This is a genomic window from Brevundimonas huaxiensis (assembly GCF_014218725.1).
In the GTDB taxonomy this organism is placed as follows: domain Bacteria; phylum Pseudomonadota; class Alphaproteobacteria; order Caulobacterales; family Caulobacteraceae; genus Brevundimonas; species Brevundimonas huaxiensis.
In genome coordinates this window covers 61971-86991 of record NZ_JABBJE010000009.1, presented here as the reverse complement: position 1 = coordinate 86991, position 25021 = coordinate 61971, and the positions used below count along the sequence as shown (strand labels likewise).

Below are 25021 nucleotides of genomic sequence, written 5' to 3'. Positions count from 1 at the left end.
CATGTCGACGCCAGAAGATCTGAAAGGCCTCTACACCGACGAGCTGAAAGACCTGTGGTCCGCCAACGACCAGATGCAGCGCGTGTTGAAGGAGATCGCCCCGAAAACCTCTGATCCTTCGCTTAGGCTCAGGACCCATTGATGACAGGCGCGCGATCTGATTCAGGCTCCTGAGGAGTCTGGATATGAGCGACCTGTATTGGCTGACGGACGAGCAGATGGCTCGGCTGGAGCCCTTCTTCCCCAAGAGCCACGGCAAGCTGCGCGTTGACGACCGCCGGGTGTTGAGCGGGATCATCTTCGTCAACCGCAACGGCCTGCGCTGGCGAGATGCGCCGGCGGCCTACGGGCCGCACAAGACCCTCTACAACCGCTGGAGGCGATGGAGTGAGGCTGGCGTCTTCATCCGGATGATGGAGGGCCTGTCCGGGGCTCAGACCGAACGCCGCACGGTCATGATAGACGCGACCTATCTGAAGGCGCACCGCACGGCTTCGAGCCTGCGGGTAAAAAGGGGGTCTCGGGCGACTGATCGGACGCACGAAAGGCGGCATGAACACCAAGCTTCACGCCGTGACCGATGCGAACGGAAGGCCCATCAGCCTGTTCATGACGGCGGGCCAGGTCAGCGATTACACCGGCGCCGCAGCCCTGCTGGACAGCCTGCCCAGGGCGCAATGGCTGTTGGGCGACAGGGGCTACGACGCCGACTGGTTCAGGGACGCCTTGCAGGAAAAGGGGATCACGCCGTGCATCCCGGGCCGCAAAACCCGCACCGAGCCCATCCGTTACGACAAGCGTCGCTACAAGCGGCGAAACCGCATAGAAATCATGTTCGGACGCCTGAAAGACTGGCGGCGGGTCGCAACCCGCTACAATCGCTGCCCGAACGTCTTCCTGTCCGCCATAGCCCTCGCCGCTACCGTGCTGTTCTGGCTATGAGACCTGAGCCTAAGCCAGGCACCAATCAGTCGCCGAATGTGCAGGTCTGACTCATCTGCGACGTTCGGAAAGTCCGCTTCTGGTCGTTCAACCGCCCCCCGACTCGGGGCTCGGAACCTTTTCTAGTGGGTGCAGCTTATGCGCAGACCTTCTAGGTGCCTGAGCCAGTAGCGATCTCGGCTTTGGCGATGTCGCCGAAGTTCCAATAAAGCTCAGCCGGCGCTTCGATCCGCAGGTCCAGAATATTGACACGAAGGATGGTCATCTCCGACGAGACCGGGGTGCGGCCGGTGAGAAGCGAGGAACGCGAGATTGTGTCGGCAAGCACACGGTTTCCACCGACGAAATTATAACGACGTTTTCTCAGTAGCGGGTGGGTTGAGTTTGTGGCTTACGAGTGAAGCATCCAGGTTTGTCGGGTCAGGTGGGGCGCTTGTCTACACCTTTGGGCTGCAAGTTAACGCTTTTTGGTAACCTGTTTGCCATTGATTTTTGAATGATAAAGGCCGGCGCATTCAAATGTGGGGTTGGTTCGGTCGCGGCCGAAAACTTTGAGAGACCTGGTCGTGAGAATAGAAACAAAACGTCTGTTGGACAGGTTGGGCCAGCCCGACTTCCAGTATCGCGAATATGAGAGTGCGGCATCGACGGGTGTCGAGCGCTGGCCGTTGTTCGAACTGGTCTCGCGCCAACTGCGGGCCAGTCACGCCCATTCCACTTCAGACGCTTTGCCCGAGGCGCACGCGGTGAATGCGGTCGATAGTGGAAACTCGATCCAGGCCCTTGTCGGTCGGATCGCGACGGGACGCAATCAATGATCCGGGTCGCCATCACCTCTCTGCGCGGCGGCGCTGGCGTGACCGCGCTGGTTTCCGGCATGGCGCAGGCCGCCGCTGCCGAGGGATTGGACGTCACCTGCGTGGATGCGGATGATCAGGGTCTGTTGAAGCATCATCTCGGTCTCGCGTCCCTCTCGGACGACGGCGAGAACAGAAGCGCCAACGCACGCATCACGCTCCGGACAGGGCAGGACTGGAACGTCGTGAACGGCGCCGACCTGGCGATTTTCGACCTGCCGCGCGCTCGACCCGGTCTCCGTGACGACGTGATGGCAGACGCAGACGCCGTCGTGCTCGTAATGCCGGCGTCCGCGTCCGGTCTGGCGCTTGCGCCCAGCGTGAAAGCCTTCCTCTCGGCGGGTGAGAACCGTTTCCTGCTGATCAATTTCGCCGACAGTCGCGTGGCGTTGAAGACGGCCGCCGCAAGCTATCTGCAAGAGCAGTTCGGCGATCGGGTGATCGGGCAAGTTCGTCTGGACGAGTCGGTGGATGAGGCGCTCGCCGCTCTGGACACCCTGTCATCGACCTCGCCCTACAGCGCGGCCTGGTCCGACATTCGCGTCGCCTTCGTCAGCCTGCTCAACAAGATGAACAGCCTTCCTGTCGCTGCGGTGATGGCGAAGTGAGACGGTCCGTTTCCATACCGACGGCGGGCGACGGCCTGCGCTGGGCGGGACTGGCCCTGGCGACCTTGCTGGCCGCCGGTCTGGTCATCGCCGTGATCGTGACGCCGCTTGATTTGGGCGGGCAGTGGATCTTCGCCATCGGCATGATCGTGCCGATGGCTCTGTTGCAGTTCCGCGTGGCGCGTCGCGCGACCGTGGTCATCTGCCTGATCTCGCTGCTGGCCTCGACCCGCTACATCTGGTGGCGGGCGACCAATACGCTGACGTTCGATCACCTTTCGGAATACTTCCTGGGCGGCGGGCTGTTTCTGGCGGAGGTGTTCGCCTGGCTGATCCACGTCCTGGGCCTGCTGCAGATCCTTTGGCCGCTGCGTCGCCCGCCGGTCGCCCTCTCCGGCGCCGACGATGATCTGCCGACCGTCGACATCTACATTCCGACATACAACGAAGACCTGGCCATCGTTCAGAGCACCGTCTTCGCGGCGATGGCGGTCGATTATCCGGCCGACAAGGTCGGGGTCTATATTCTGGATGACGGCGGACGGCCCGAGTTCAGGCGGTTCGCCAAATATGCAGGTTGTGGATACCTGACCCGACCCGACAACGCCCATGCCAAGGCCGGTAATCTGAACGCCGCCCTGCCGCGCACCCAGGGCGAACTGATCTGCATCTTCGACTGCGACCACGTCACTACGCGCGCCTTTCTGCAGATGACGGTGGGCTGGTTCCAGCGGGATGCGGAGTTGGCTCTGCTGCAGACCCCGCACCATTTCTATTCGCGCGATCCGATCCAGCGCAACTTCACTATAATGGGCGAACTGCCGGGCGAGGGCGAGCTGTTCTATGACGTGGTGCAGGACGGCAACGACTTCTGGAACGCCTCGTTCTTCTGTGGATCCTGCGCCATCATTCGCCGCTCCGCCCTGGAGGAGGTCGGCGGGTTCGCCGGCGAGACCGTCACCGAGGACGCCCATACGGCCCTGAAGCTTCAGCGGCTGGGCTGGCGATCGGCCTATCTGAACATCAAGCTGTCGGCGGGTCTGGCGACCGAGAAGCTGGCTCTGCACATCGGTCAGCGCGCGCGATGGGCGCGGGGCATGTCGCAGATGCTCAGGATCGACAATCCGTTGCTGGGTCCGGGCCTGACCTTGCCGCAGCGGCTTTGCTACCTGAACGCCATGTTGCACTTCCAGTTTCCGCTGCCGCGCATCGTCTTCCTGACGTCGCCGCTTGCGTTCCTGCTGGCGGGTCAGAGCGTGATCCATGCGGCGGCGCCGATGATCTTCGCCTATGCGGCGCCACACCTGTTCGGCACCATGATCGCCACGCACCGGGTGCAGGGCGGCAGTCGGCGGTTGTTCTGGAGCGAGATCTACGAGTCCCTGCTGGCCTTCCACCTGCTGCGGCCGACGCTGGAGACGCTGATCAATCCCAAACTGGGCAAGTTCAACGTGACGGCCAAGGGCGGCGTGATCGACAAACCCTTTTTCGACTATGGGAGCGTCATGCCGCACATGGTGGCGGCGGCGTTGCTGGCCGCCGGTCTTTGCGCCGGCTTCGGTCGTCTGGCGCTCGGAACTGCTGATGTCTGGACGGTGGTGATGAACATGGCCTGGTCGGTGTTCAGCCTGTTGATCCTGATCTCGGCGATCATGATCGGCCGCGAGTCCCGCCAGTCCCGGCACAGCGTCCGCGTCGAGGCCGCCTTGCCCGTCACTCTATTTTTCGACAATGGCGCGGTGATCGACGCCGTGACCGAAGACGCCTCCATCGGGGGTCTGGCGGTTCGGATTCCCAGCGACCTTGACCTGTCGAACCTGGCCGTAACCGAGGTCGAACTTCGCACGGGCGGTGAAAATCTGGTGCTGCCGGTAAAGGCGGCGGGGGCAGGGGCCGGCCTGCTGCGGATGCGGTTCCTGAAGCTATCGTTCGAACAACGTATGGGGCTCAGCGTCGCCGTCCTGGGGCGTTCCGACGCCTGGGAAACGGAAGATCGGAAGCTTGAAAATTCTATGGTGAAAGCAGCCTGATGACTGTCGGTCCCGAGTCAAATCTCCGTCGTCGGTCGGGCCTGGCGCGCGGCGTGAACGTTTCTGGTCTGGCGCTGATGCTTGTCATCTCGCCGGTCGCTGGCGCTACGGCGCAAACGACCAGCGCCATTCGCGGCGTCGACGGCGGCGTCCGATCCGACGCCATCGGATCCACGCCCCAAGTCTCGGCCGAGGTGCAGGCGCGGATGAAGACCGTGGCGACCGTGGATCTCCTAGGTCAGGGTCAGAGGCACGTTCGCGCCAGCCTGCGCGATCTTCAGGTCCGTCAGAACGTGCGTCTGCGCGGCGTCGATGGCGAGGTCGGCGTTCCGTTCGGCGGTCGCGCCGACGAAATCCTCAAGTCCGGCCAGCTGGTGCTCGATTTCGGCTATTCGCCTTCCATGCTTCCGGATCTCAGCAGCCTGACGGTGCTGATCAACGACGAGGTGGTTCGCAGCGTGCCCTTGCCCAAGGCGGGCGCGGACCGAACCCGGATCGAGGTGCCGATCGATCCATCCCTGATCGTGCCCGGCGACAACCGCCTCAACCTGCGCCTGATCGGCCACTACACCCGCGACTGCGAGGATCCGCTGCATTCGACTCTGTGGGCCAATGTCAGTAATGTTCGCTCGTATCTAGACTTGAACTTCCAGAAGGTCGGCGGCGCGCCGAACCTTCAAACCTATCCCGCGCCCTTCTATGACGCGCACGACATTGCGCCGCTGAGGCTGCCGTTCGTGTTCGGCGGCGAGCCCTCGAATGGCGATCTGGAAGCTGCGGCGGCGATGGCCAGCGCCTTTGGCGCAATGGCCAGCTATCGCGGTTTCAGCTTCCCGGCCTCGGTCGGCAGCTTGCCGGATGGCGATTCTATTGCCTTCATGACGCCCGACCACATGCTGCCAGAGCTGGCCCGGACCATCACCGGACCGTCGGCGGCGATCCTTCGCCATCCGCGCGATCCCTACAACACGGTCCTGTTGATCATGGGCCGCGACGCGACAGAACTGAAGCAGGCCGCAGCAGGGCTGGCCTATGCCCAGGGTAGTCTGAGCGGCGACTACGTCGACCTGTCGGGCGGCGCCGCCCCCGTTTATGGCCCGAACAGCGCGCCACGCTGGCTGACGATCGATCGTCCGATCCGTCTCGGCGAGCTGGCCGAGACCAAGAACCTGACGGGGATGGGGCTTCAGCCCGGCCGTCTGGCCGCGACCTTCCGTCTGGCCCCCGATCTGTTCTTCTGGCCGGCGGAGGGGGGCAAGCTGAACGCCATCTATAACTATCCGCGCGGAGAGTGGATGGATCGTGAGCGGTCGCGGCTCGACGTGACGGTGAACGGCCAGTACGTCCGCTCGCTGCCGCTACAGACGCGCGAGTTCGGGTTCTGGGGCAAGGAGCTGGGTGTGACTTCGCATCGCTCAACAGCGACGGCGACCCTTCCGGCCTATACCCTGTTTGGCAAGAACGAACTGGGCTTCACCTACGACCTACAGGTCAGCGATCCCGGCGAATGCGTGGGGCAACTGCCCAAGAACGTCATGTCCTCCATCGATCCGGGCAGCACCCTGGACTTCAGCGGCGCTCACCACGCCACGCGTATGCCCAATCTTGCCCTCTTCACAGGCGGGGGCTTCCCATTTACGCGGATGCCCGACCTGGGCGAGACGGCGGTGCTGATGGGCACCAATCCGTCGGCGGGCGAGATCGAGGCCTTCCTGAACCTGATGGGGCAGTTCGGGGATTCGACCGGCGCCGCCGCGACGCGCGTGGTCGTCATGCGGACCCTGCAACCCAGCCGGATGGCCGACAAAGACATCCTGGTGGTCGGAAGCGCCGATCTGGCGAGGAACGACCAGTTGTTCGAGGATGCGCCGGTGGGGTTCCGCAACGAACGCGTCGAAGTCGCGCGTTTGGCGCCGCTTGAGCGTTTCTTTGGTTGGTTCGCGCCTGAGCGTCGCGACAATCCCGAAGACATTGAAACGGCCGTCGGTCCCGCAAACGGCTTCGAGGGCCTGACCAGCTTCCCGTCGCCCTATTCGAAGGATCGCCATGTCGTGGCGGTTCTAAGCAGCCAGCCGGACGCCTTGCCGCAACTGACCAGTCTGCTGCCCACGGCCGATGCGAAGGCGCAGATCCGGGGTGACCTGGTCGTGCGCAGCGGCACGGAGTTCAAGGCCTATCAGGTGCGTTCGACGCACTGGCGCGGCGAACTTCCATGGTGGCTGGGCATCGGCTACTGGTTCGCGCAGCGGCCGTTCATGCTGGCGCTGGCGGCCATCCTGGCAGCAGTGCTGATCGGCTTCCCGCTTTATTATTCGCTCAAGGCACACGGTCGCAGACGACTGGCGGGCTCCGACCATGAATAGGCTGTGGCCCATGAAGTCTCTGTTGAAACTCTCGGTGGCGAGCGGCGTGGTCCTGCTGGCTCTGGTCGGGCCGATGAACGTCGCCTCCGCCCAAATCGGGTCGGGCGCGGTGGCGGACCTGGTTCGTCAGGGTGACTTCTGGCGTTCGCGCGGACGGGGCGACCTGGCGGCGCAGGCCTATAACCGGGCTTTGCAGCTCGACCCCGGCAATGCCGCCGCCCGACGCGGTCTGGCCGGTCCGGCCCAGGGCCCGGCGCCTGCGGCGCCCGCTCGTCCTGCGCCTTCGACGGGCGACAGTTCGACGACGCAGGCGGCTGCGCCGCGCCAGACCGCTCAACCTCGCGCCAGGACCTCGGCGGCCGATCGCGCCGGGCGAATGCGGGTCGCCGGCTATGCGGCGCTGGATCGCGGCGAGCTGGCCAGCGCGGCGACGCAATTTCAGCAGGCGCTGGCCATCAACGGCCGCGACACGGACGCCCTGGGCGGTCTCGGGGTGACCCGGCTGCGTCAGGAGCGGTTCAGCGAGGCGCGCGATCTTCTTGAACGCGCGTCCCAGGGCGCCGGCGCATCGCGCTGGACAGAAGCCTTGGCGTCCGCACGCTTCTTCGCCTTGCTGGGCGAGGCTGAAACGGCAGGGCAGGCCAACGACAGCCCCCGGTCCGAGGCGTTGCTGAACCAACTGCTCGCCAGCGCCGCAACGCCGGAGCAGAAGTCGCTCGTCGCGGTGCAACTGGGCGATCTGTTGATGCTCCAGTCGCGATACGCCGAGGCCCGCGCCGCCTATGCGCAGGCGGAAGGGACGAGCGCCGACGCCGCCTACAAGATCGCCAATGCCGAAGCCGCGCAAGCGGCCGCCGACGGCAATCCCCAGCGCGCCGAAACCGCTTATCGCGAGGCGCTTGAGCGGGGCGGCGGCGGCGATCCTTGGCTGCGCTACGCCTTCGCCGGTTTCCTGCTGGAACAGGGACGCGCCAGCGACGGCGCCGCCATCATCCAGCCGTTGCAAACCTCTACATCCGCCGAAAGCCTGTATGCGGCGGCCCTCTACTACAATCAGGCCGAACGGCCGGCCGAAGCCCTGCGTCTGTTGCGCCGTGTGCCCGAGGCGGGCCGCACCGCCGAGATGCGGTCGCTGGAGGCGGAGATCGGCCTGGTCGACGCCGAGAAACAGGCCCGCGCCCTGGCGGCATCGGGACGTGCCAACGAAGCCTTGGCCTTGCTGGACCGTCTGAACGTGCCCGGCGCGTCTGTCGGGCAGCAGATCCGTCTGGCCGGCGCCTATTACGCCTTGGGCTCCCACGACCGTGCGGCCTCGCTCGCGTCCGCCGCTGCAGCTCAGCCAGGCGGATCGGCGACCTCGGTCGAGCCGCTGGTTCGCTTGCTGGCGCAGACCGGACAGGACGAAACGGCGCTAGGCGTGATCCAGCGTGTGACGGGCGGTTCGACGACCTCAGCCGCTGCGCGTCGTCTCTATTCGATCCTCGCCGTCGCCAGCGCGGACCGTCTGCGCGAAGACGGCATGAGGGCGGAGGCGTTTGATGTGCTCCAGTCCGGCTGGAGCGTCGCACCCCAGGATCCGGCGATCCTGGTCTCGCTGGGCCGCCTCTATCAGGACGGCGACATGACCCAGGAAGCCGCCCAAGTCTTCGAACTGGCGCTTCAGCGCAAGCCCGGCGATCCCGACGCCCTGACCGGCCTGGCCGACACCGCGTCGGCTCAGGGCGATTTCGCCAAGGCGCGTCGGTCCTATCGCCTGCTGCTGCGTGACCGGCCGCAGGACGTCAACGCCTATCTGACGGGCGCGCGTGTCGAACAGGCTGCGGGCGACCGCCGTGCAGCGCGCAGGCTGCTGGAACAGGCCGATGCCTTGGGGCAACCGCGCGGACTGGCCGCCGGATCGGCCTTCACCGTCGCCAACCCCTTCCGAAACGCATCGCAGAACCGGACATCCGTGCCGATCAATCCGTTCGCGCCCGAGACCTTGCGCGGCGTCGGGCGCAGCAGCGACGGCGAGCCGGTCAGGACGCCCGTTCAGCAGGCCCTGGCCGAGCTGGAAAGCGACGACGCGCCGATGGTGGACGCTGCTGTCGAGGCGCGGGTCCGCTCGGGTGAAGACGGTCTCAGCCGCCTGAACGCCCTGACAACGACCATCAGCGCCTCGACGCCCGTGGGCCAGGGACGGATCGGTCTATCGGTCGCGCCCACGGTCATCGACGCCGGCGACCTGAACCGTTCCGCCAGCGCCCGTTTCGGCCGCAATGCGACGGCGGAAGCTCTGGCCATCGTGGCCCAGCAGCCGACGGTTCTGGCCACGCCCGACAGCCAATACGCCGCAGGCGTGGCCCTCTCGGCCTATTACGAAAACCCGACGATCTCGGCCGACGTCGGCTCCACCCCGCTCGGGTTCGAGCGCAAGAACGTGCAGGCCGGCTTCACCTGGCGCCCGCGTCTGGGCGCGCATGGCGCCCTGAAGGTCTTTGCCGAACGTCGCCCCGTCACCGACAGCGTCCTGTCCTACGCCGGGGCCGTCGATCCGGTTTCAGGGCAAAGCTGGGGTTCGGTGATGAAGACCGGCGGCGGCATCGGCGCCAGCTGGGAGCAGGGGGGGACAGGCCTGTTCGGCGATGTCGCCTACCGCGCCTATGCCGGTCAGGGCGTAAGCGACAACAAGGCGTTGGAGCTGAACATCGGCGCCTATCGTCGCCTGTACGGCAGCGATGCTCTGAACGTCACAGCCGGGATTTCGCTGAACTATCAGGCGTTCGACCGCAACCTTTCTTACTTTACATTCGGCCACGGCGGTTATTTCAGCCCGCAGAGCTTCGTCAGCACGGCCTTCCCGATTGATGTGCGCTGGAAGCGTGGCGACTGGAGCATCAACGCCCAGTTCTCGCCGGGCTACCAGACCTATCAGCAGGATGCAGTCGCGCTCTATCCCGAAGATCCGACTGCCCAGGGGCAACTGACGGCGCTGAAACTGCTGAACAACGACGTCCGCGCCCAGTATGACAGCGAAAGCCGCAGCGGCTTCGCCTTCTCAGGCGGGGTCGAGGGCTGGCGCCAGATGGGCGCCACCGCCATCGGTCTGGACGCACGCATGAACACCTTCGGCAACTACGACGAATACCGTATGAACCTGAGGCTGAAGCAGGCCTTCGGAGCCGGTCAGTGATCCCAGCGGGCGTCGAGTCTCTGCTGGCGATGGCGATGTTGTCCGAGCTGCGCGACCAGCTCGGCGCGAGGTCGGACGAATTCCTCGTCACGGTCGGAGAGAAGATCGGCGATGTCTGCATCATATCAGCGCAAGGCGACACCGGCTATCTGACGCGTTGGATGAACGGCATCTGGGCGGAGTTGGGCATGGGGTCCGTGACGCTGACCACCGGCGCGCGACGGCTTGAGATTACACATCGCCTGCCTCAATTACCGCCCGAAAATATGCTCTGGACCGACGCCCTGCCGTTCATTGTAGAGGGCGTTTACCGCAGTTGGTTCCACCGGATGGACTCGCGCGGGGTTCTGGGACGGGGCTCAAGGTCGAAAGGCGAGCTGAAGTTTGTCTATTCAGATTGATCGGCGGACCCTGCTCGCCGTAGCAGGCCTGACGGCCTTCGCGCCTACCGCCTGCGCCAAAGACCTGAAGGGTTCCGAGTGGCGGTCCTACAAGCAGCGGTTCGTCTCGCCTGACGGACGCGTGATCGACACTGGCAACGGTGACGTCAGCCATTCGGAGGGCCAGGGGTTCGGCATGATCCTGGCCTTGGCGGCCGAGGATCGGGCGACGTTCGCCTCGATGTGGTCTTGGACGAAGACGCATCTTTCCCGGACCGATACGGGCCTGTTGGCCTGGCGTTTCGATCCGTCCCAGAGCGATCCTGTCAAGGATCCCAACAACGCCACCGACGGCGACCTTCTGATCGCCTGGGCCCTGCTGCGGGCGGCGGGGGCGTGGAACGTGCCGGAATATGCCCAGGAGTCGCAAAGCTTGCGCGCGGCGATTTTGCGTGAAGTCTGCACCAGCCATGCCGGTCGGCGTGTCCTGTTGCCGGGGCGGCTGGGGTTCTTGGAGGACGACGTCGCAATCTTGAACCCATCCTATTATGTGTGGCCGGCCCTTGATGCCTTCGCCCGGCTGGAGCCATTGTGGAATGATGTCATCAGCGATGGCGCGGACATGATCGGCGCAGCCGCCTTTGGAACTTGGCGTCTTCCCACCGACTGGATCCAGCTCGACGCGACAAGTTTGGTGCAGCCGGCCGCAGGACGCCCGGCGCGGTTCGGCTTCGATGCCGTGCGCGTGCCGCTCTATCTGCAAATGTCGGGCCGCACCGCGGAGTTGGGGCGGTTCACCAGATATTGGCGTGAGACCGAAAGGGCTGGCGGCTGGCCCGCCTGGATTGACGTAACTAGCGGCACCGTAGCGCCCTATACCGCCTCCGACGGCGTCAAGGCGATCGCCTTGTCCACCTTGGATCGCAAGCCGTCGACGCCGCAGTCGACCGAAGACTACTATTCCGAGACCCTAAGGCTTCTCACAAATCTGCCTCTGAAATAGAGACGAGCTGATTGCTAAGGTCGCGGGATGGCGTCATCCCGGACGATCTCAAGCAACGGTCACTCGTCGGGCTGCTCTGGAACTCAGCGCATAGGCGGCGGTACGACGGGAGGCCCGTCTAAACTGCATCAGCCCGAGGATCATTCAGGCAGCGCGCGCCGAACTGGGCGGCGCGCGTGGCGAGCGCCACTGACGTGACCCCCTGAAACTCCTCCAGGAATAGCTAGAGTCCGCCCAACGAAGGACGGACAGAATGAAGCGATCGAGGTTCACGGAAGAGCAGATCATCGGGATCCTGCGGGAGCAGGAGGCCGGTGTAGCGACGGCGGAGGTGTGCCGACGCCACGGGGTCAGCTCGGCGACCTTTTACAAATGGAAGGCCAAGTTTGGCGGGCTCGACGTGTCGGAGGCTCGGCGGCTCAAGGCGCTTGAGGATGAGAACGCCCGGCTGAAGCGGATGCTGGCGGACGCGATGCTGGACAACGTGGCCCTGAAGGACCTGCTGGGAAAAAAGTGGTGACGCCCGCCGGCTATCGCGAGGCGGCTGGCCATCTGCAGGCCGCCTACGAGATGAGCGAATGGCGGGCGTGCCGTGTTCTGGGCGTCGATCGGACGAGCGTGCGCTATCAGGCGACGCGCCCGGACGATGGCGCTCTGCGCGACCGGCTGAAGGCCCTGGCCCAGGACCGTCGACGGTTCGGCTATCGTCGCCTGCACGTGCTGCTGCGGCGCGAGGGCCATGCGGGCAACAGGAAGCGGGTCCAGCGGATCTATCGCGAGGAGCAACTGACGGTGCGCCGGCGCGGCGGCCGGAAGCGAGCGATGGGCACGCGGCGACCGCTGGACCTGCCGCTGGCGCGCAACCAGCGCTGGTCGCTGGACTTCGTCGCAGACCAGATGACGGACGGGCGGCGCTTCCGCATCCTGACGGTGATCGATAACTGCACGCGCGAGTGCCTGGCGCTGGTGGCCGACACCTCGCTGTCGGGCGCGCGGGTCGTGCGGGAGTTGGACGCCGTCATCCGGCAGCGAGGGCGGCCCGACACCATCGTCAGCGACAACGGCACGGAGTACACCTCGAACGCGGTCCTGGCCTGGGCCGACGACACCGGCGTCGGCTGGCACTACATCGCGCCGGGCAAGCCCCAGCAGAACGGCTTCAACGAAAGCTTCAACGGGCGGCTGCGTGACGAGCTGCTGAACGAGACGCTGTTCCGCTCGCTGCCGCACGCTCGCGCCGTGCTGGAGGCGTGGCGACGCGATTACAACGAGCAACGTCCGCACTCGAAGCTCGGGTGGCTGACGCCGCAGGCTTATGCAGAAGCGCTCACCGGACACATCGGCCGGCCTGCTGCGCTGGTTGGAGGCTGCGCTGACCGGCCTCTTGCCAACCCCGACAACCCCAGTTCAGATCAACCTAGGACTCCCGTTATGGCTGGATGAGAAATGGGGGTCACGTCATGATCGATGCTCGCATGACTGGAGACGAAACGGACTGTCCCGCTGCGCTTCTCGCTATGGGGAGAGCAGCGGGTCAGTTGGCTATGTTGCGTATCTGGCTTGTTGGCGAAGTATCATGTTCGGCGTCTGAATTCGCGAACCAACTTCATACCTTCGGATGACACCCCATGAGCGACGGCGATAATCAAAGAACGACCGTCTAGCCACGATCCCAAGTGCGGCATCTTGCTCAATATCTGTCTGCCTATGCAGAAGGCTAAGTCGACTTTGGTTTTCGCCCAGGCGTCATAGCCTTCAGTTTCGAGTAGCCCTCAGGTGGCCGTGTGAGGAACTCGGCGACGGTGACATCGAGAACCGAGGCTAGTTTGTCCAGCATGTCCACACTAGCGTTCCCAAGCTCTCTTTCGAGTTCGCTGATATAGGCCCGGTCAACACCTGCGTCGGCGGCGAGGCGTTCCTGCGATACGCCTCGCTCGGTCCTCAGCCGCCTCAGATTCCATGCGACCAGCGCGCGTCCGTTCATCAGCGCTAAGCGCCAGATTCAACCTCCATTAAACCACGGGGTATAGCCTACAGATTAAATCGTGAGGGCTGTGATGACCGAGAATGAGAAGGGCGTACTGGGCTGCATGGGATTGGTGGGCGCAGGCGTTTTAGTGTGGGCGAGCATCTATTACATCGGCTGGGGCATGGAAATTATGCGCGACCCTAAGGGCTACGCAGCGCGGCAGGAGGCCGCAGCCGCCGAATATGCCGCTGAACAAAAGCAGCAGGCTGATAAGGCGGCTGCTGAAGAGGCTGCCAAACAAGCGCGATATGCCGAAGCCGAACGGCGTGACGCCGAGCAGCGGGAAAAGGAAAATGCCTGCATTCGCGAGTTCGATTACGAAACCTGCCGGCGTATCTACAACCCGACGACAGAGGAGCTAGAGGCTCAGATCGCAATCTCGCAGCGGGCAAACCGGATCGCCGAAGCCTACAGGTAGCGGGAATCGGTCACGTGATTGCTCCCGATCCGACGACGGTAACATCCGCCTCGGGCGCAGACGCTCGTATCGGTTCGAACGTCGCCTGCGCATAAGCACCGGAAAATCGCGGCGGTCGACTGCTTGTCTGCTGCTCATAAAGCGCACGCCATTGTTCATCTGTGAGGTCACGGTCGTTCCACACCCATCCGCGATTGGTTTGACCCAGACGTATTGAGCGAACAGAGCCATCCCTCCTGAATTGCGCCAAAGCTATGCGAGCGCGGGTCTCGTCGAGTTTAACCTCCAATGCCGTGGGTTCACGACCACGGTCATTGAAAGCACTGATCATTTCACTGAAAGGCAAGGGCCGATCCGCATCATCGAGCAGGCGCGCAATTATGGCAGCGTCGCGCCAGATTCCTTCTTCCTCCGCCGTGAGCGTCCGGTGCAAATCCACCCAAAACCGGAAGGTGGCGATCGGAAGTCCATGCACGTCCTCGGCACCACGCCCATGCATAATCTTCCGATCAAGCATGGCATGATCGACCAAGCGGCTGATCTCGCCTTCGACCATCACCCTGACGGCTCCCGCCCCCCGCCCGTCAGGCCTGCGGCCTTCGGCGTCGTATGGGCTCACAGTGATCTTGGAGATGAGGCCGCGCAGAATAGCCTTGGCGCGCGTGGCGTCGCGTTCATCGCCCGTCAGCGCCACCCCAAGATTCTGCAACAAGACAGCAATGCGTTGCGTCAGCACCTCCGTGGTGAGGCTTGCCGGTGCGGCAGGAGGCCCAGCACGCATCTCGCGATCGAGCCGATCCTTTTCAGCGCCGAGCGTGTTCAGATTGTCGTTTATCAGCGCTGCCGCATATCCGCTGGCGCCGGATTTGGCCTGCGAGATGAGGTTGTTAATCTCTCGCTCGACCTCGCCAAGGCGCAGTTTTGATCGTTCATACCTATCCCCACCTTCGGCACGCGCAGGCCCCTGTTCTCGCAGATATTCCGGGATAAACCATTCAACGATACTGGGGCGGGATAGACGTTGCGCCAATCCCTCCAAGACCACCTGTTCAAGGGCCTCTCGCCGAACGAGCCGTGCATTCGCACACGCTTTCATACGATGGGCGGTACAGCCCATGTTGGTCGCAACCTGGTTGAACGGCCCTCCGCACATGCCGCACCGGACCAGTCCGCTGAGCAGATAAGTCGGACGACGACGATCGCGCAGTTTGGATGGCGGGCGCCTGGACAGACGCTCCTGGTTTCGGTCCCAGATGTCTTGAGGAACGATGCGCAGCCACGGCGCATCATGCTCGATCCGATCGGCCACATCATTCTTGCGTCTGGTTACTCGGCCGGTCTTTTCGTCATAAGATGTCTTCACCTTGCCATGAATGACCTTGCCGACAATGATCGGGTTGCGAAGCAGTCCTGACATTGACCGGCTCACGCCGATGATCGTGTTCGGGTGCCACATTTTCCCGCCCTCGGGCGTGGGGATTCCCTCCTTGGTTAACTCCACAGCGATTTGATGCGGGCTCTTTCCGGCATCAAAATCCTCGTTGACCCGAAGCACGACCCTGGACGTGACGGGGTCGATCTCGAGCCGCTTGATATGCGCACCTCGACTATTGAGTTTTGGGTTTCCGCTTTCATCCAGCTCATTGACGTGATGGAAGCCGTAGGGAGGCTCGCCCATGATTTTGCCACGCATAGCCGCAGCCAGTCGCCCTCTGGTGGTACGCTCAGCGATCTTCTCGCTCTCCATCTCCGCTATCTCGGCGAAGAGCGAAAACTCCATCCGCGACATCACACCCTTGTCGTGCGTGTAGATCACAACATTGGCGTCCTTCAGGCGATAGTTGGCATGATGGAGCTCTCGCGCGTTGCGGCCCAAGCGATCCAGGTGAAACACGCAGATCACATCAGCCAACCCCGCTTCGGCGGCGGCCATTGCATCAAGGTATCCCGTCCGACGCGCAACTGACCGTCCGGACTTGGCCTTGTCTTGAAACTCGCCCACGACCACCCACCCGTGACGCTCGCAATCGGCTCGCAGTACGGCGATCTGGTCATCCGCAGACATCGGGTTTTGATGGCTGTCGGAAAACCGGCCAAGCAAGATGGCCCGCGACCCAGGCGGCGGCAGCGGCTTGTCAAACATGACGGTCACCTCCCTTTGCGTCACGCTGGGCAGCGAGACGAGCGAGGCTGAGCACCAGCGGCAGCAGCAAACGGTCCTCATCTGATAGCTCAGGATACATATCCCGTTCGCGTCGAACCTGTGCGCGGCGCCAGAGCTCCTCATCCAGACATCCCGAAGTCGGCGAGGCCGGCGAATATGTGCTGCATCGATCTGACATGCCTCAGCCCTCCTCGGACATCCGATCTTCCCCATCCACATTCGGATGGGGACTGGCAGATCGCACCATCTCAATCAGTCGGCGCATGACCTGGGACGGATCGCTGCCGACGGCCTTGTACTCGCCGTCGATGAGCCCGATCGCCATGCGTCCGTGGACGTCTATGACCAACTCCCTACGTCGCAGATTGAGCCGAAGAGAACGGGGCTTCCGCCTCGTTCTCCGGGCGAAAGAATGCACGCTGGCGAACAGCTGACGTTTGACCGCGCAACGTATCTGGCCAAGGCTATTCACGCTCACCTCCATTACCGACAGTCTGTTCTTCCTCGTAAGGCAGGGGGTAGGTGATGCCGTGCTCCACGAACTCGTCTGGGAGATCGACCCAACGGTCCAGACTTGGATCCTTTGCCAGCTCGGCACGCAGCCATTCGTCGCTGATCCAAGGACTGCGGCGCTCGACGGTGCCATCGCGGAGCTGAGCGCACAGGTAGAACACTTGAAACCTCGTCGGTCGCTCTCCGCTCATTGGTCGCCCTCGTAAAATCGAAACACCATCTTTCCGTCGACGCCGGTGGCGTCGAATGTCCCAAGCTCGGGCACTTTGACGCCCGCGCCAGCGACGCCGGCCTTCACGACCACTTCCACCAGCAGGTGGAGCACACGCTCCACGACCGCGTCGTTGAGTGCGAACGGCTCGGCATCGACGATCTCGCGGATGAGATCGATTGGCTGAAGGGCCTCGGACCCGACGAGCCGCGCCGACCCCCTCAGCACGATTTCACCCTTCGCGATCTCCGCTCGCTCGAACGCCTCGCGGGCGATCGGTTTGGGGATACTCGACTCCATCATTGCACCTCCTTATGCTTGGACTTCCTAAGCATGAGCGATAACGCTTCAGATGCAACGGATTAATTATCTGATTTTGTTGTCGAAAATAGCACTTGACACTCCTGGTCCGCTACGGCCGAAATTCATAAGCAAACCCATAAACATACAGCTTGCCTCGCGACATGAAGAGCCGTGACGGCCGGGTCGCGCACCCTCCGCGCGGCAAATCCTGACAACTTTCTTGCTTGATTTGGCAATCCGAGAGCAATAAATGATTGCCCCGTTCGGCGATTCGACGCCGTCAGCACGAGGCAGATCGTCATGGGCTCGCCCATCAGACTTCCCGCACAGACATGTTCCAGAAGCGCGAACAACGACCGCTTTCACGCGCTGGCCACCCAGTTGATAAGGATTGAAAGGCAGGCAGACGGACGGGTTAGAGCCGCTAGTCCCTGGCTTCCGGAACGGCCTAGGCACGATGCCGTCGAACGAAGTGTCCAGCGGCGGTCACCGAGTGATCCCAAATACATACCGGACGCCTGGCCGGCCCTGCTCAGCCAGGATGTGCTGTCGGCCTATACGGGGATGAGCAAAGAGACGCTCGGAGGCATCCTTACCGTCCGTCCGCTCGACCTTGGAGCACGATGCGTACGTTACAGGCGTTCAGACATCGACGCATGGCTGGAGACTCTCCCACAACGCGGCGAAACCCATGCGCCGCCCTCACCTCCGGACGCACAGGACGGCCTGCAGAGCGGGAGCCGCACAGAAGACGCCCTTGAGAGAGTCAGAGCTCGAACCGCCGGGCGTCGGTCGTGACGGACGAGCCCAGTCCGCCTATTCGATACGTCCAACGCAACCGTCGCAACGGCCAGACCTATCTGTACTTTCGAAAGGGCGCCTATCGTGAAGGCCCTCTCCTGTCGCCCGATGGCTCCGAGGCGTTGCGGGCGGAGGTCGCCGCCATCCTGCGCCGTATGGCGACGGCGGAGACTGCTGCAAAGACCCCTCGCCCCAATACGATCGGCGGCATGCTGTCCGCTTACAACAGGTCGGCCGAGTTCATCTCTAAAGCGCGCTCCACCCAGCGCGCCTACCAGGACTACATCGACGAGATGATCTCGGATCTCGGCGACGTCATGCTCTCCGATGTGTCCCAGGCATGGTTGCGGGCGGTGAGGGACGACTGGGCGCCGCGCGGACACCGGGCGGCGAACCTTCGCATGCAGGTGCTGAAAAACGCTCTAGCGCCGGCGATCGACGATCAGACCGATGACCGCATCTCCGGTGACCCCTTTCTAAAACTCGCAAAGGTCAAACGCCCGCACGCCCTCGGCGAGCCTCATCCGACCTGGACGGACGACGAAGTCTCTGCAGTGCTGGAGGAATGCCTCAGGCGCGGCCTTCCCGGACTAGCGCGGGCGGTAGGCCTTGGCCGGTATGCCGGCTTCAGACGCCAGACGATCTGCGCCCTCCCCAGGTCCGCTCGCGTCCCCACACGCGCCTCGGACGGCTCTGAGCACATCCGCCTTCTGTGGCTCACGGAGAAACGAAAGGTGGCCTGCGACAAGCGGGAGGATCCCCGCCTTACAGCCTTGATCGACAGCACGCCGGATCGAGGCCCTACAATCGCCTACAACGACCGTGGACAGCCCTTCCGCGAACGAGGGCTGAACCAGTCGCTGGATCGGGTTCTGTTGAGCCTAGCCAAGGCAGGAAAGGTTCGAGCCGGGGTCAACGCCAAAGGCGAGCTCACCTGTCCGCTGGACATCCACGGCCTACGACATGCGCGAGGCAATGAGATCGCCGAGTCGGGCGGCTCCGACGCCGAAATCATGAGCCACCTGGAACATGCGACCGATCGAGCGGCGCGAATCTATCGTCGCCAAGCCAGCCGTCGCCGCCTCGCGGATGCGGCCCAAGACCGGATCGATCAGTCTGTGCGCGCGATGTCGAAAAAAGACGCCTAACGCATCGGAAAACGATGCTGCGATCGCTCTGTAAAAAAGCCTGTAAAACCACTGTAAAAACAGCCGGCCGCTTCAGGTTTTGTGGGAACTCGCCTTGAGACCAAAAGATTGCTTTCAAAGGAGAAAGCAAGTGGCGCACCCGGAGCGATTCGAACGCCCGACCCTCAGATTCGTAGTCTGATGCTCTATCCAGCTGAGCTACGGGTGCGGCTGCCTTGCGGCGAGGGCGGGTCTTTAGCCGGTGGATCGGGCGGACGCAAGCGGGGGAATGCAGTTTCTGCGTCTGAAGCGGTTGGCGTGGCGGCTGCGACGGCTTAGGCCTGTCTGACGCTCCCCTGCTTTCGGATTTTCCATGCGTTCCTTTCGTCGCCAGATCGCCGCTGTGCTGGTTCCCGTCCTGATGGCGGGATGCCAGACCGCGACAGCCAGCCAAGGCGCGCCCACGCCGGCGACAGCGTCGCCGCCGACCGTGTCGGCCGCAACGCCCGCTCGGGGGCCGTTTGTGGCGGCGGCGAATCCGCTCGCGGTCGAGGCGGGGATGACCGTGTTGCGGCGTGGCGGATCGGCCGTGGACGCCGCGGTGGCGATCCAGGCGGTGCTGGGGTTGGTGGAGCCGCAGTCGTCGGGCTTGGGGGGCGGGGCCTTCCTGATGAGCTATGACGCCGAGACCGGCACCGTCACGGCCTATGACGGGCGCGAGACGGCCCCGGCGTCGGCGACGCCCGAACTGTTTTATGAGGACGGCAAGCCCCTGCCCTTCATCGACGCGGTGCTGTCGGGCCGCTCGACCGGGGCGCCGGGGGCGGTGGCCATGCTGGCGATGGCGCAGAAGGATCACGGCAAGCTGGCCTGGCGCGACCTGTTCGGGGACGCCGAACGGCTGGCGCGCGACGGGTTCACGGTCAGCCCGCGTCTGGCCGGCATGATCAATGGACGCAGTCCGCAGGCGCGGACGCGGTGGGCCAGCGCCTATTTCACCAAGCCGGACGGCACGCAGTATCAGGCCGGCGATACGTTGAAGAACCCCGCCTATGCCGAGACGGTCGCGCGACTGGCGCAGCAGGGGCCGGGCGTCTTTTATGGCGGGCCGATCGGGGCTGACATCGCAGCGGCGGTTCGCGAAGGGCCGCGTCCCGGCGGTCTGACCGAGGCGGACATCGCCGGCTATCGCCCTTTGCGCCGCGACGCGCTTTGCCGGCCGTATCAGGCCTATGTGGTCTGCGTGCCGCCGCCGCCATCCAGCGGGGTGGCGTTGCTGCAGTTCCTGGCCATGGCCGAGGAGACGCCGGATCTGGACAAGGGGGCCAAGAGCCCTGAGGCCTGGGTCGCGTTCGGGCGATTGCAGCGGCTGATGTACGCCGACCGGGACCGCTATATCGGCGACAACGATTTCGTCGGCGTGCCGATCGCCGGCCTGCTGGATCCCGACTATGTCGCGTCGCGCGCGGCCCTGGCCCCTCAGGTGAACGGGCCTGTGGAGGCCGGCGCACCGACGGGGTCGCCGCCGCGCGGGGCCGATCAGACGGCCGAGCCGGGCGGCACCTCGCATATGGTCGTGGTGGACGCCTGGGGCAATGCGGTCAGCATGACCACGACGGTCGAGAGCATCTTCGGCAATGGGCGGATGGTCGACGGCTTCTTCCTGAACAACCAGCTAACCGATTTCTCCTTCACGCCGCAGGAGGACGGACATCCGGCCGCCAATGCGGTGGCGGCGGGCAAGCGGCCGCGCTCGTCGATGACGCCGGTGCTGATCCTGGACCGTCAGGGGCGGCTGGTCGGCGCTATCGGCTCGCCGGGCGGGTCCAGCATCCTGGCCTATGTCGCCAAGGCCCTGGTCGGGACTATGGACTGGGGCCTGTCGATGCAGCAGGCGATCGCCCTGCCCAATCTGGTGGTGCGGGGCGAGATGGTCGGGGCCGACACCGACATGATCGCGCCGGATATCCGCGACGCCCTGGCGACGGCGGGCATGGCGTTGAGGCCGAACGCCACCGAGACTTCAGGCCTGCACGGCGCGATCTGGCGCGGTGGTCGTTGGGACGGCGGAGCCGATCCGCGTCGCGAGGGCGTGGCGGTCTCGGAGGTTCGCTAAGGGCTCAGCGGCCGGGACGGATCGACAGCTGGAAGGCCAGCAGGCCTTCGCTGACGTCGGTGTCCAGGCCGTTCATGCCGCGCAGACCCTTGCCGGCGTCGATCTCGCGATAGACGACGCCGAACGAGGTCTGCATGTCGCCCTTGCGATAGGCCACGCCGATCGAGGCGTCGCCCAGGAAGCTGCCCTTGTCCTGGGTGTAGCCCGAGCGGGTGTAGTCGCCGTCGCGGGTGCGGGCGAAGTTGTAGCCCACGGCCCGGCCCGACCCGGCGGCGTACAGATACCAGCGCGGCCGCTCGCCGAACCGTTCGCGGCCGTTGGGGGCCAGACGATCCAGCCCCTCGCCGATCTTGAGGGTGACGCCGGCCTCGGCCGAACGGCCTTCGCTGCCGACGCCCAGGCCCGCATGGGGCGTCAGGCTGACCTCGAGGCCCGAGGCGGTATGGCCGCGCGCGCCACGGAAACCGCGCACATAGCGCAGATCATAAGCGTCAGGGTCCAGTTCGGCCCGATCGACGGGCGTGACCGGCAGGGGCGAGCCGTCGGCGCGGCGCAGACGGCCGGCCGTCTCCAGCGTCACCCGGTCGGTGAAGTCGGTGCGATCGATCCAGACGTCGTTGCGCGTGCTGGCGGACAGGCCGGACCGGTCGTCAGGACGGAAGGCCGTCGGGATTTCGATCTGGGCGCCGAACCGGGCGTCCGGCGCAACGCGGAAACTGGTCTGTTCGGTCAGGCGCGCCTCGACATCGGGCGAGGCGTCGAAGGCGTTGGGGGCCCAGGTCTGTGCACAGGCGGCGCTCGCGCCGGCCATCGCCAACACGCCCCCCAAGCCGACAATACAGGCCTCTAATCGCATCCGGTCTCCCCACCGATCCGCTGGACATACACTGCAACCCTCAGGCGCAAGAGTCCAACGGCTTTTGGTCATGGTTTCGTCGCTTTTGAACGAGGACGACCAGCCGGGGTTCCCAAACGAAAAAGGGCCCCGCTGTCGCGGAGCCCTTCGGATCGTTCGGTGCGGATGGCCCTATTGGCAGGCCAGGCACTCGTCGTAGTCGGTTTTGGGCAGGGAGAAGAGATCGGGCTGGTTCGGATCGATCTCGGCCTCGGCCTTGTCCTCGGCGCCCGCGAAGGCGGCGCGCTGCACCGACTTCGAGCGTAGATAATACAGCGACTTCACGCCGCGCTCCCAGGCGGACCAGTGCAGCATATGCAGGTCCCACTTGTTCACGTCGCCGGGGATGAACAGGTTCAGCGACTGGGCCTGGCAGATTTCCGGCGCGCGGTCGGCGGCCAGTTCGATCACCCAGCGCTGGTCCAGTTCGAAGGCGGTCTTGAAGACGCCCTTCTCGTCCTCGTTCAGGGCGTCGAGGTGCTGGACCGAACCTTCGTTCTCCAGGATGGAGCTCCACACCGCCTCGGTGTTGATGCCCTTCTCGTCGAGCAGGCGCTCCAGATAGGGGTTCTTGACCGCGAACGAGCCCGACAGGGTCTTGTGGGTGTAGATGTTGGCCGGGATCGGCTCGATGCCCGCCGACGTGCCGCCGCAGATGATCGAGATCGAGGCGGTGGGGGCGATGGCCAGCTTGTGGCTGAACCGCTCCATCACGCCGCGCTCCTCGGCGTCCAGGCACGGGCCCTTCTCTTCGGCCAGCAGGCGGCTGGCCTTGTCGGCCTCGCGACGCAGGTGCTTGAACAGGCGCATGTTCCACGACTTGGCCATGGCGCTTTCGAAGGCGACGCCCTGCCCCTGCAGGAAGGAGTGGAAGCCCATCAGACCCAGACCCACCGAACGCTCGCGCTTGGCCGAATAGACGGCGGCGGCCATGGCGGGCGGGGCGCGGCGGATGAAGTCTTCCAGCACATTGTCCAGGAACCGCATCAGGTCCTCGACGAAGCGCGGCTCCTCGCGCCACTCCAGGAAGGTCTCGGCGTTGACCGACGACAGGCAGCAGACGGCGGTCCGGTCCACGCCTAGGTGGTCGCGGCCGGTGTGCAGCATGATCTCGGCGCACAGGTTCGACTGTTTGACCTTCAGGCCCAGGTCGCGCTGGTGCGGCGCCATCTGGCGGTTCACCGTGTCCGAGAAGATCAGATAGGGCTCGCCGGTCTGCATGCGGATGTCGAGCAGCTTGGTCCACAGCGAACGGGCGTCGACGGTCTTCATGACCGCGCCGTCCTTGGGCGACTTCAGGTCGAAGGTTCCGCCGACCTTGACGGCTTCCATGAACTCGTCAGTGACGTTGATGCCGTGGTGCAGGTTCAGGGACTTGCGATTGAAGTCGCCCGACGGTTTGCGGATCTCCAGGAACTCTTCGATTTCCGGGTGGTGGATATCCAGATAGACGGCGGCCGAACCGCGGCGCAGCGAACCCTGGCTGATCGCCAACGTCAGGCTGTCCATCACGCGGATGAAGGGGATGATGCCCGAGGTCTTGCCCGCACCCTTCACCTTTTCGCCGATGGAGCGGACGCCCCCCCAATAGGTGCCGATGCCGCCGCCGTTGGAGGCCAGGGCCACGTTCTCGTTCCAGACGTTCTGGATGCCGTCCAGGCTGTCGCCCACCGCGTTCAGGAAACAGGAGATGGGCAGGCCGCGATCCGCGCCGCCGTTCGACAGGACCGGGGTCGCCGGCATGAACCACAGGCGGCTCATATAGTCATACAGGCGCTGGGCGTGTTCGGCGTCGTCCGAGAAGGCGGTCGAGACACGCGCGAACATGTCCTGATAGCTTTCGCCCGGCAGCAGATAGCGATCTTCCAGCGTCTTCTTGCCGAAGTCGGTCAGCAGATCGTCGCGCGAGCGGTCGACCTGGACCGATTTGACCACGGTCAAGTGGGGGCGTTCCGGCGTCGGCGTCGCCGCAACGCCTTGGAATTCCGTCGTCTTCAATGCCTCGCCGCCAGCCATGGTCATCTGCGTCCTGAACAAAAAATCGTTTGAGCCGCCCGCGCCGCGACCACATCATCTTGTGGCCTCTGCGCTCCCCGAGCCCACATATAGGGCGCATATGCCTAATGACCCGTCAACGGGTTGACGCCGACCATTGTGGGCGAATCGGTCGGACAAGTCCCAGCCGCCTGGGGAAAAGCCCGCACGCAAGCCAGCACGTCCGTTTTGCGCGCCTGCGACGGCGCGATCACGAACGCGTGATCGGAACGACTGCCCAGCTTGGCCGTTGGCTCGCCCATGACGCTTTCCGATGTCCGCGCCTTTTTGATACGCGTCCTGACGGTCGCCCGCACGGAGATCGCCGCGCTTCTGGCCCTGCTGGTCGTCGCCGGCGGCGTTCTGAGCTTCGCCGGTCTCGCCGATGAGATGACCGAAGGCGAGGGCCAAGCCTTTGACCTTCATGTCCTGGCGCTGATGCGCCCCTATGCCGACGACCCGGGCCGACCGTGGGGGCCGTGGTGGCTGAAGGAGGCGGCGGCGGACATCACCTCGCTGGGCGGCATCTCGGTGCTGGGGCTGTTCGCCCTGATCGTGATCGTCTTCCTGCTGAGCCAGCGGAAATGGCTGTCGTCCCTGCTGCTGGTCGTGGGCCTGGCCGGGGGCGTCGCGCTGTCGGAAGGCCTGAAGGCCGTGTTCGAACGCGCCCGGCCCCCTGCGGCCATGCAGGCGGTGGAGACGATCAACGCCAGCTTCCCCTCAGGCCACGCCCTGCTATCCACCGTCTTCTATCTCAGCGTCGCCGTCATGTTGACACGCGCCTTCCCGCGCGAGCGATTCAAGGTCTTCGTGCTGGGCGTCGGCATTCTGCTGGCCTTGCTGGTCGGGCTGACGCGCATCTATCTGGGCGCCCACTGGGCCACCGACGTCTTCGCCGGCTGGGCGGTCGGCGCGGCCTGGGCCATGGCCCTGTGGCTGGTCGCCTATGGGGTGGCGCGCTGGCAGAAGCGCCGCCGGGCGCCGTTGCAGGACGAGCCGTCGCCCATCGAGGTCGAGACGACGATCGCCGCGACCAAAGTCTAGGCCCGCCATCC

Annotated in this window: 22 protein-coding genes and 1 tRNA gene; 14 read left to right on the top strand and 9 right to left on the bottom strand. The window is 64.5% G+C overall.

Going from position 1 to position 25021, the window contains the following annotated elements; all coding sequences use genetic code 11:
• Position 1 precedes the first annotated feature (1 nt).
• Together HF680_RS14430 and HF680_RS14425 are read left to right on the top strand one after the other, a co-directional pair.
• Positions 2 to 142 carry a ferritin family protein gene (locus HF680_RS14430; protein ID WP_185225540.1) on the top strand — a complete coding sequence of 47 codons (141 nt, stop codon included), beginning with the start codon at positions 2 to 4 and terminating at the stop codon, positions 140 to 142.
• Positions 143 to 185: 43 nt separating this feature from the next.
• Positions 186 to 942 (top strand): IS5 family transposase gene (locus HF680_RS14425; protein WP_185225539.1). Its coding sequence is split into 2 segments (ribosomal slippage): positions 186 to 511 and positions 510 to 942, totalling 759 coding nucleotides; the frame shifts between segments, so codons are not numbered across the junction.
• Between the two features lie 151 nt (positions 943 to 1093).
• Here the strand turns inward: HF680_RS14425 and HF680_RS15810 are convergent.
• The gene (locus HF680_RS15810) at positions 1094 to 1270 is read right to left on the bottom strand and encodes a hypothetical protein (RefSeq protein ID WP_205196304.1); all 177 of its coding nucleotides are present in this window, start codon (positions 1268 to 1270) and stop codon (positions 1094 to 1096) included.
• 238 nt (positions 1271 to 1508) lie between these two features.
• On the opposite strand from HF680_RS15810, the gene HF680_RS14420 reads away from it, so the two are divergent.
• The 8 genes from HF680_RS14420 (at position 1509) to HF680_RS14385 (ending at position 12798) form a co-directional block, all read left to right on the top strand.
• On the top strand, positions 1509 to 1760 hold the full coding sequence (locus HF680_RS14420; RefSeq protein ID WP_185225538.1) for a hypothetical protein: 252 nt from the start codon (positions 1509 to 1511) through the stop codon (positions 1758 to 1760).
• A complete protein-coding gene (locus HF680_RS14415) occupies positions 1757 to 2407 on the top strand; it encodes a nucleotide-binding protein (protein ID WP_185225537.1) in 651 nt (216 codons plus the stop codon). The genes HF680_RS14420 and HF680_RS14415 overlap by 4 nt, the downstream gene beginning before the upstream one ends.
• Entirely contained in the window at positions 2404 to 4437 is a 2034-nt protein-coding gene (bcsA, locus tag HF680_RS14410) for a UDP-forming cellulose synthase catalytic subunit (RefSeq protein WP_205196303.1), read from the top strand. Before HF680_RS14415 ends, bcsA begins: the two co-directional genes overlap by 4 nt.
• A 53-nt stretch (positions 4438 to 4490) precedes the next feature.
• Positions 4491 to 6800: a cellulose biosynthesis cyclic di-GMP-binding regulatory protein BcsB gene (gene bcsB / locus HF680_RS14405; protein ID WP_205196302.1), complete on the top strand. Its 2310-nt coding sequence runs from the start codon at positions 4491 to 4493 to the stop codon at positions 6798 to 6800.
• Positions 6801 to 6810: 10 nt separating this feature from the next.
• Positions 6811 to 9972 carry a cellulose biosynthesis protein BcsC gene (locus tag HF680_RS14400; RefSeq protein ID WP_185225535.1) on the top strand — a complete coding sequence of 1054 codons (3162 nt, stop codon included), beginning with the start codon at positions 6811 to 6813 and terminating at the stop codon, positions 9970 to 9972.
• Positions 9969 to 10373 carry a cellulose biosynthesis protein BcsD gene (gene bcsD / locus HF680_RS14395; protein ID WP_185225534.1) on the top strand — a complete coding sequence of 135 codons (405 nt, stop codon included), beginning with the start codon at positions 9969 to 9971 and terminating at the stop codon, positions 10371 to 10373. The genes HF680_RS14400 and bcsD overlap by 4 nt, the downstream gene beginning before the upstream one ends.
• Entirely contained in the window at positions 10357 to 11355 is a 999-nt protein-coding gene (locus HF680_RS14390; RefSeq protein WP_205196301.1) for a glycosyl hydrolase family 8, read from the top strand. Before bcsD ends, HF680_RS14390 begins: the two co-directional genes overlap by 17 nt.
• Positions 11356 to 11608: 253 nt before the next feature.
• Positions 11609 to 12798, top strand: a protein-coding gene (locus tag HF680_RS14385) for an IS3 family transposase (RefSeq protein ID WP_235968997.1) whose coding sequence is annotated in 2 segments (ribosomal slippage) — positions 11609 to 11867 and positions 11867 to 12798 — 1191 coding nt in all. Because the reading frame shifts where the segments join, the coding sequence is not laid out codon by codon here.
• Positions 12799 to 13072: 274 nt separating this feature from the next.
• Here HF680_RS14385 and HF680_RS14380 read toward each other — a convergent pair.
• Positions 13073 to 13339 carry a helix-turn-helix domain-containing protein gene (locus tag HF680_RS14380; protein WP_185225533.1) on the bottom strand — a complete coding sequence of 89 codons (267 nt, stop codon included), beginning with the start codon at positions 13337 to 13339 and terminating at the stop codon, positions 13073 to 13075.
• A 73-nt stretch (positions 13340 to 13412) separates the two neighbouring features.
• Between HF680_RS14380 and HF680_RS14375 the strand changes: the two genes are divergently transcribed.
• On the top strand, positions 13413 to 13802 hold the full coding sequence (locus tag HF680_RS14375) for a hypothetical protein (RefSeq protein ID WP_185225532.1): 390 nt from the start codon (positions 13413 to 13415) through the stop codon (positions 13800 to 13802).
• Positions 13803 to 13812: 10 nt separating this feature from the next.
• Here HF680_RS14375 and HF680_RS14370 read toward each other — a convergent pair whose 3' ends face one another.
• From HF680_RS14370 to HF680_RS14355, 4 genes are all read right to left on the bottom strand, one after another.
• Entirely contained in the window at positions 13813 to 15945 is a 2133-nt protein-coding gene (locus HF680_RS14370) for a recombinase family protein (RefSeq protein ID WP_185225531.1), read from the bottom strand.
• Between the two features lie 202 nt (positions 15946 to 16147).
• Positions 16148 to 16291 (bottom strand): hypothetical protein, encoded by a 144-nt coding sequence (locus HF680_RS14365; protein ID WP_185225530.1) that lies wholly within the window; start codon positions 16289 to 16291, stop codon positions 16148 to 16150.
• Between the two features lie 139 nt (positions 16292 to 16430).
• Positions 16431 to 16640, bottom strand: a complete 210-nt coding sequence (locus HF680_RS14360; RefSeq protein WP_185225529.1) for a hypothetical protein — start codon at positions 16638 to 16640, stop codon at positions 16431 to 16433.
• 26 nt (positions 16641 to 16666) lie between these two features.
• Positions 16667 to 16993 (bottom strand): hypothetical protein, encoded by a 327-nt coding sequence (locus HF680_RS14355; RefSeq protein ID WP_185225528.1) that lies wholly within the window; start codon positions 16991 to 16993, stop codon positions 16667 to 16669.
• Positions 16994 to 18003: 1010 nt separating this feature from the next.
• Between HF680_RS14355 and HF680_RS14350 the strand changes: the two genes are divergently transcribed.
• The gene (locus HF680_RS14350; protein ID WP_205196300.1) at positions 18004 to 18942 is read left to right on the top strand and encodes a site-specific integrase; all 939 of its coding nucleotides are present in this window, start codon (positions 18004 to 18006) and stop codon (positions 18940 to 18942) included.
• Positions 18943 to 19073: 131 nt separating this feature from the next.
• On the opposite strand, the gene HF680_RS14345 is transcribed toward HF680_RS14350, so the two are convergent.
• Positions 19074 to 19150, bottom strand: a tRNA-Arg gene (locus HF680_RS14345).
• Positions 19151 to 19294: 144 nt separating this feature from the next.
• Between HF680_RS14345 and HF680_RS14340 the strand changes: the two genes are divergently transcribed.
• Positions 19295 to 21037, top strand: coding sequence for a gamma-glutamyltransferase family protein (locus HF680_RS14340; protein WP_185225526.1), 1743 nt, complete (start codon positions 19295 to 19297; stop codon positions 21035 to 21037).
• Between the two features lie 4 nt (positions 21038 to 21041).
• Here the strand turns inward: HF680_RS14340 and HF680_RS14335 are convergent, their stop codons facing one another.
• The gene (locus tag HF680_RS14335; protein ID WP_205196299.1) at positions 21042 to 21848 is read right to left on the bottom strand and encodes a lipid A-modifier LpxR family protein; all 807 of its coding nucleotides are present in this window, start codon (positions 21846 to 21848) and stop codon (positions 21042 to 21044) included.
• A 216-nt stretch (positions 21849 to 22064) separates the two neighbouring features.
• Positions 22065 to 23954 carry a ribonucleoside-diphosphate reductase subunit alpha gene (locus HF680_RS14330; RefSeq protein ID WP_137720372.1) on the bottom strand — a complete coding sequence of 630 codons (1890 nt, stop codon included), beginning with the start codon at positions 23952 to 23954 and terminating at the stop codon, positions 22065 to 22067.
• A 273-nt stretch (positions 23955 to 24227) separates the two neighbouring features.
• On the opposite strand from HF680_RS14330, the gene HF680_RS14325 reads away from it, so the two are divergent.
• Positions 24228 to 25010 (top strand): phosphatase PAP2 family protein, encoded by a 783-nt coding sequence (locus tag HF680_RS14325; protein ID WP_185225525.1) that lies wholly within the window; start codon positions 24228 to 24230, stop codon positions 25008 to 25010.
• Positions 25011 to 25021: the final 11 nt, after the last annotated feature.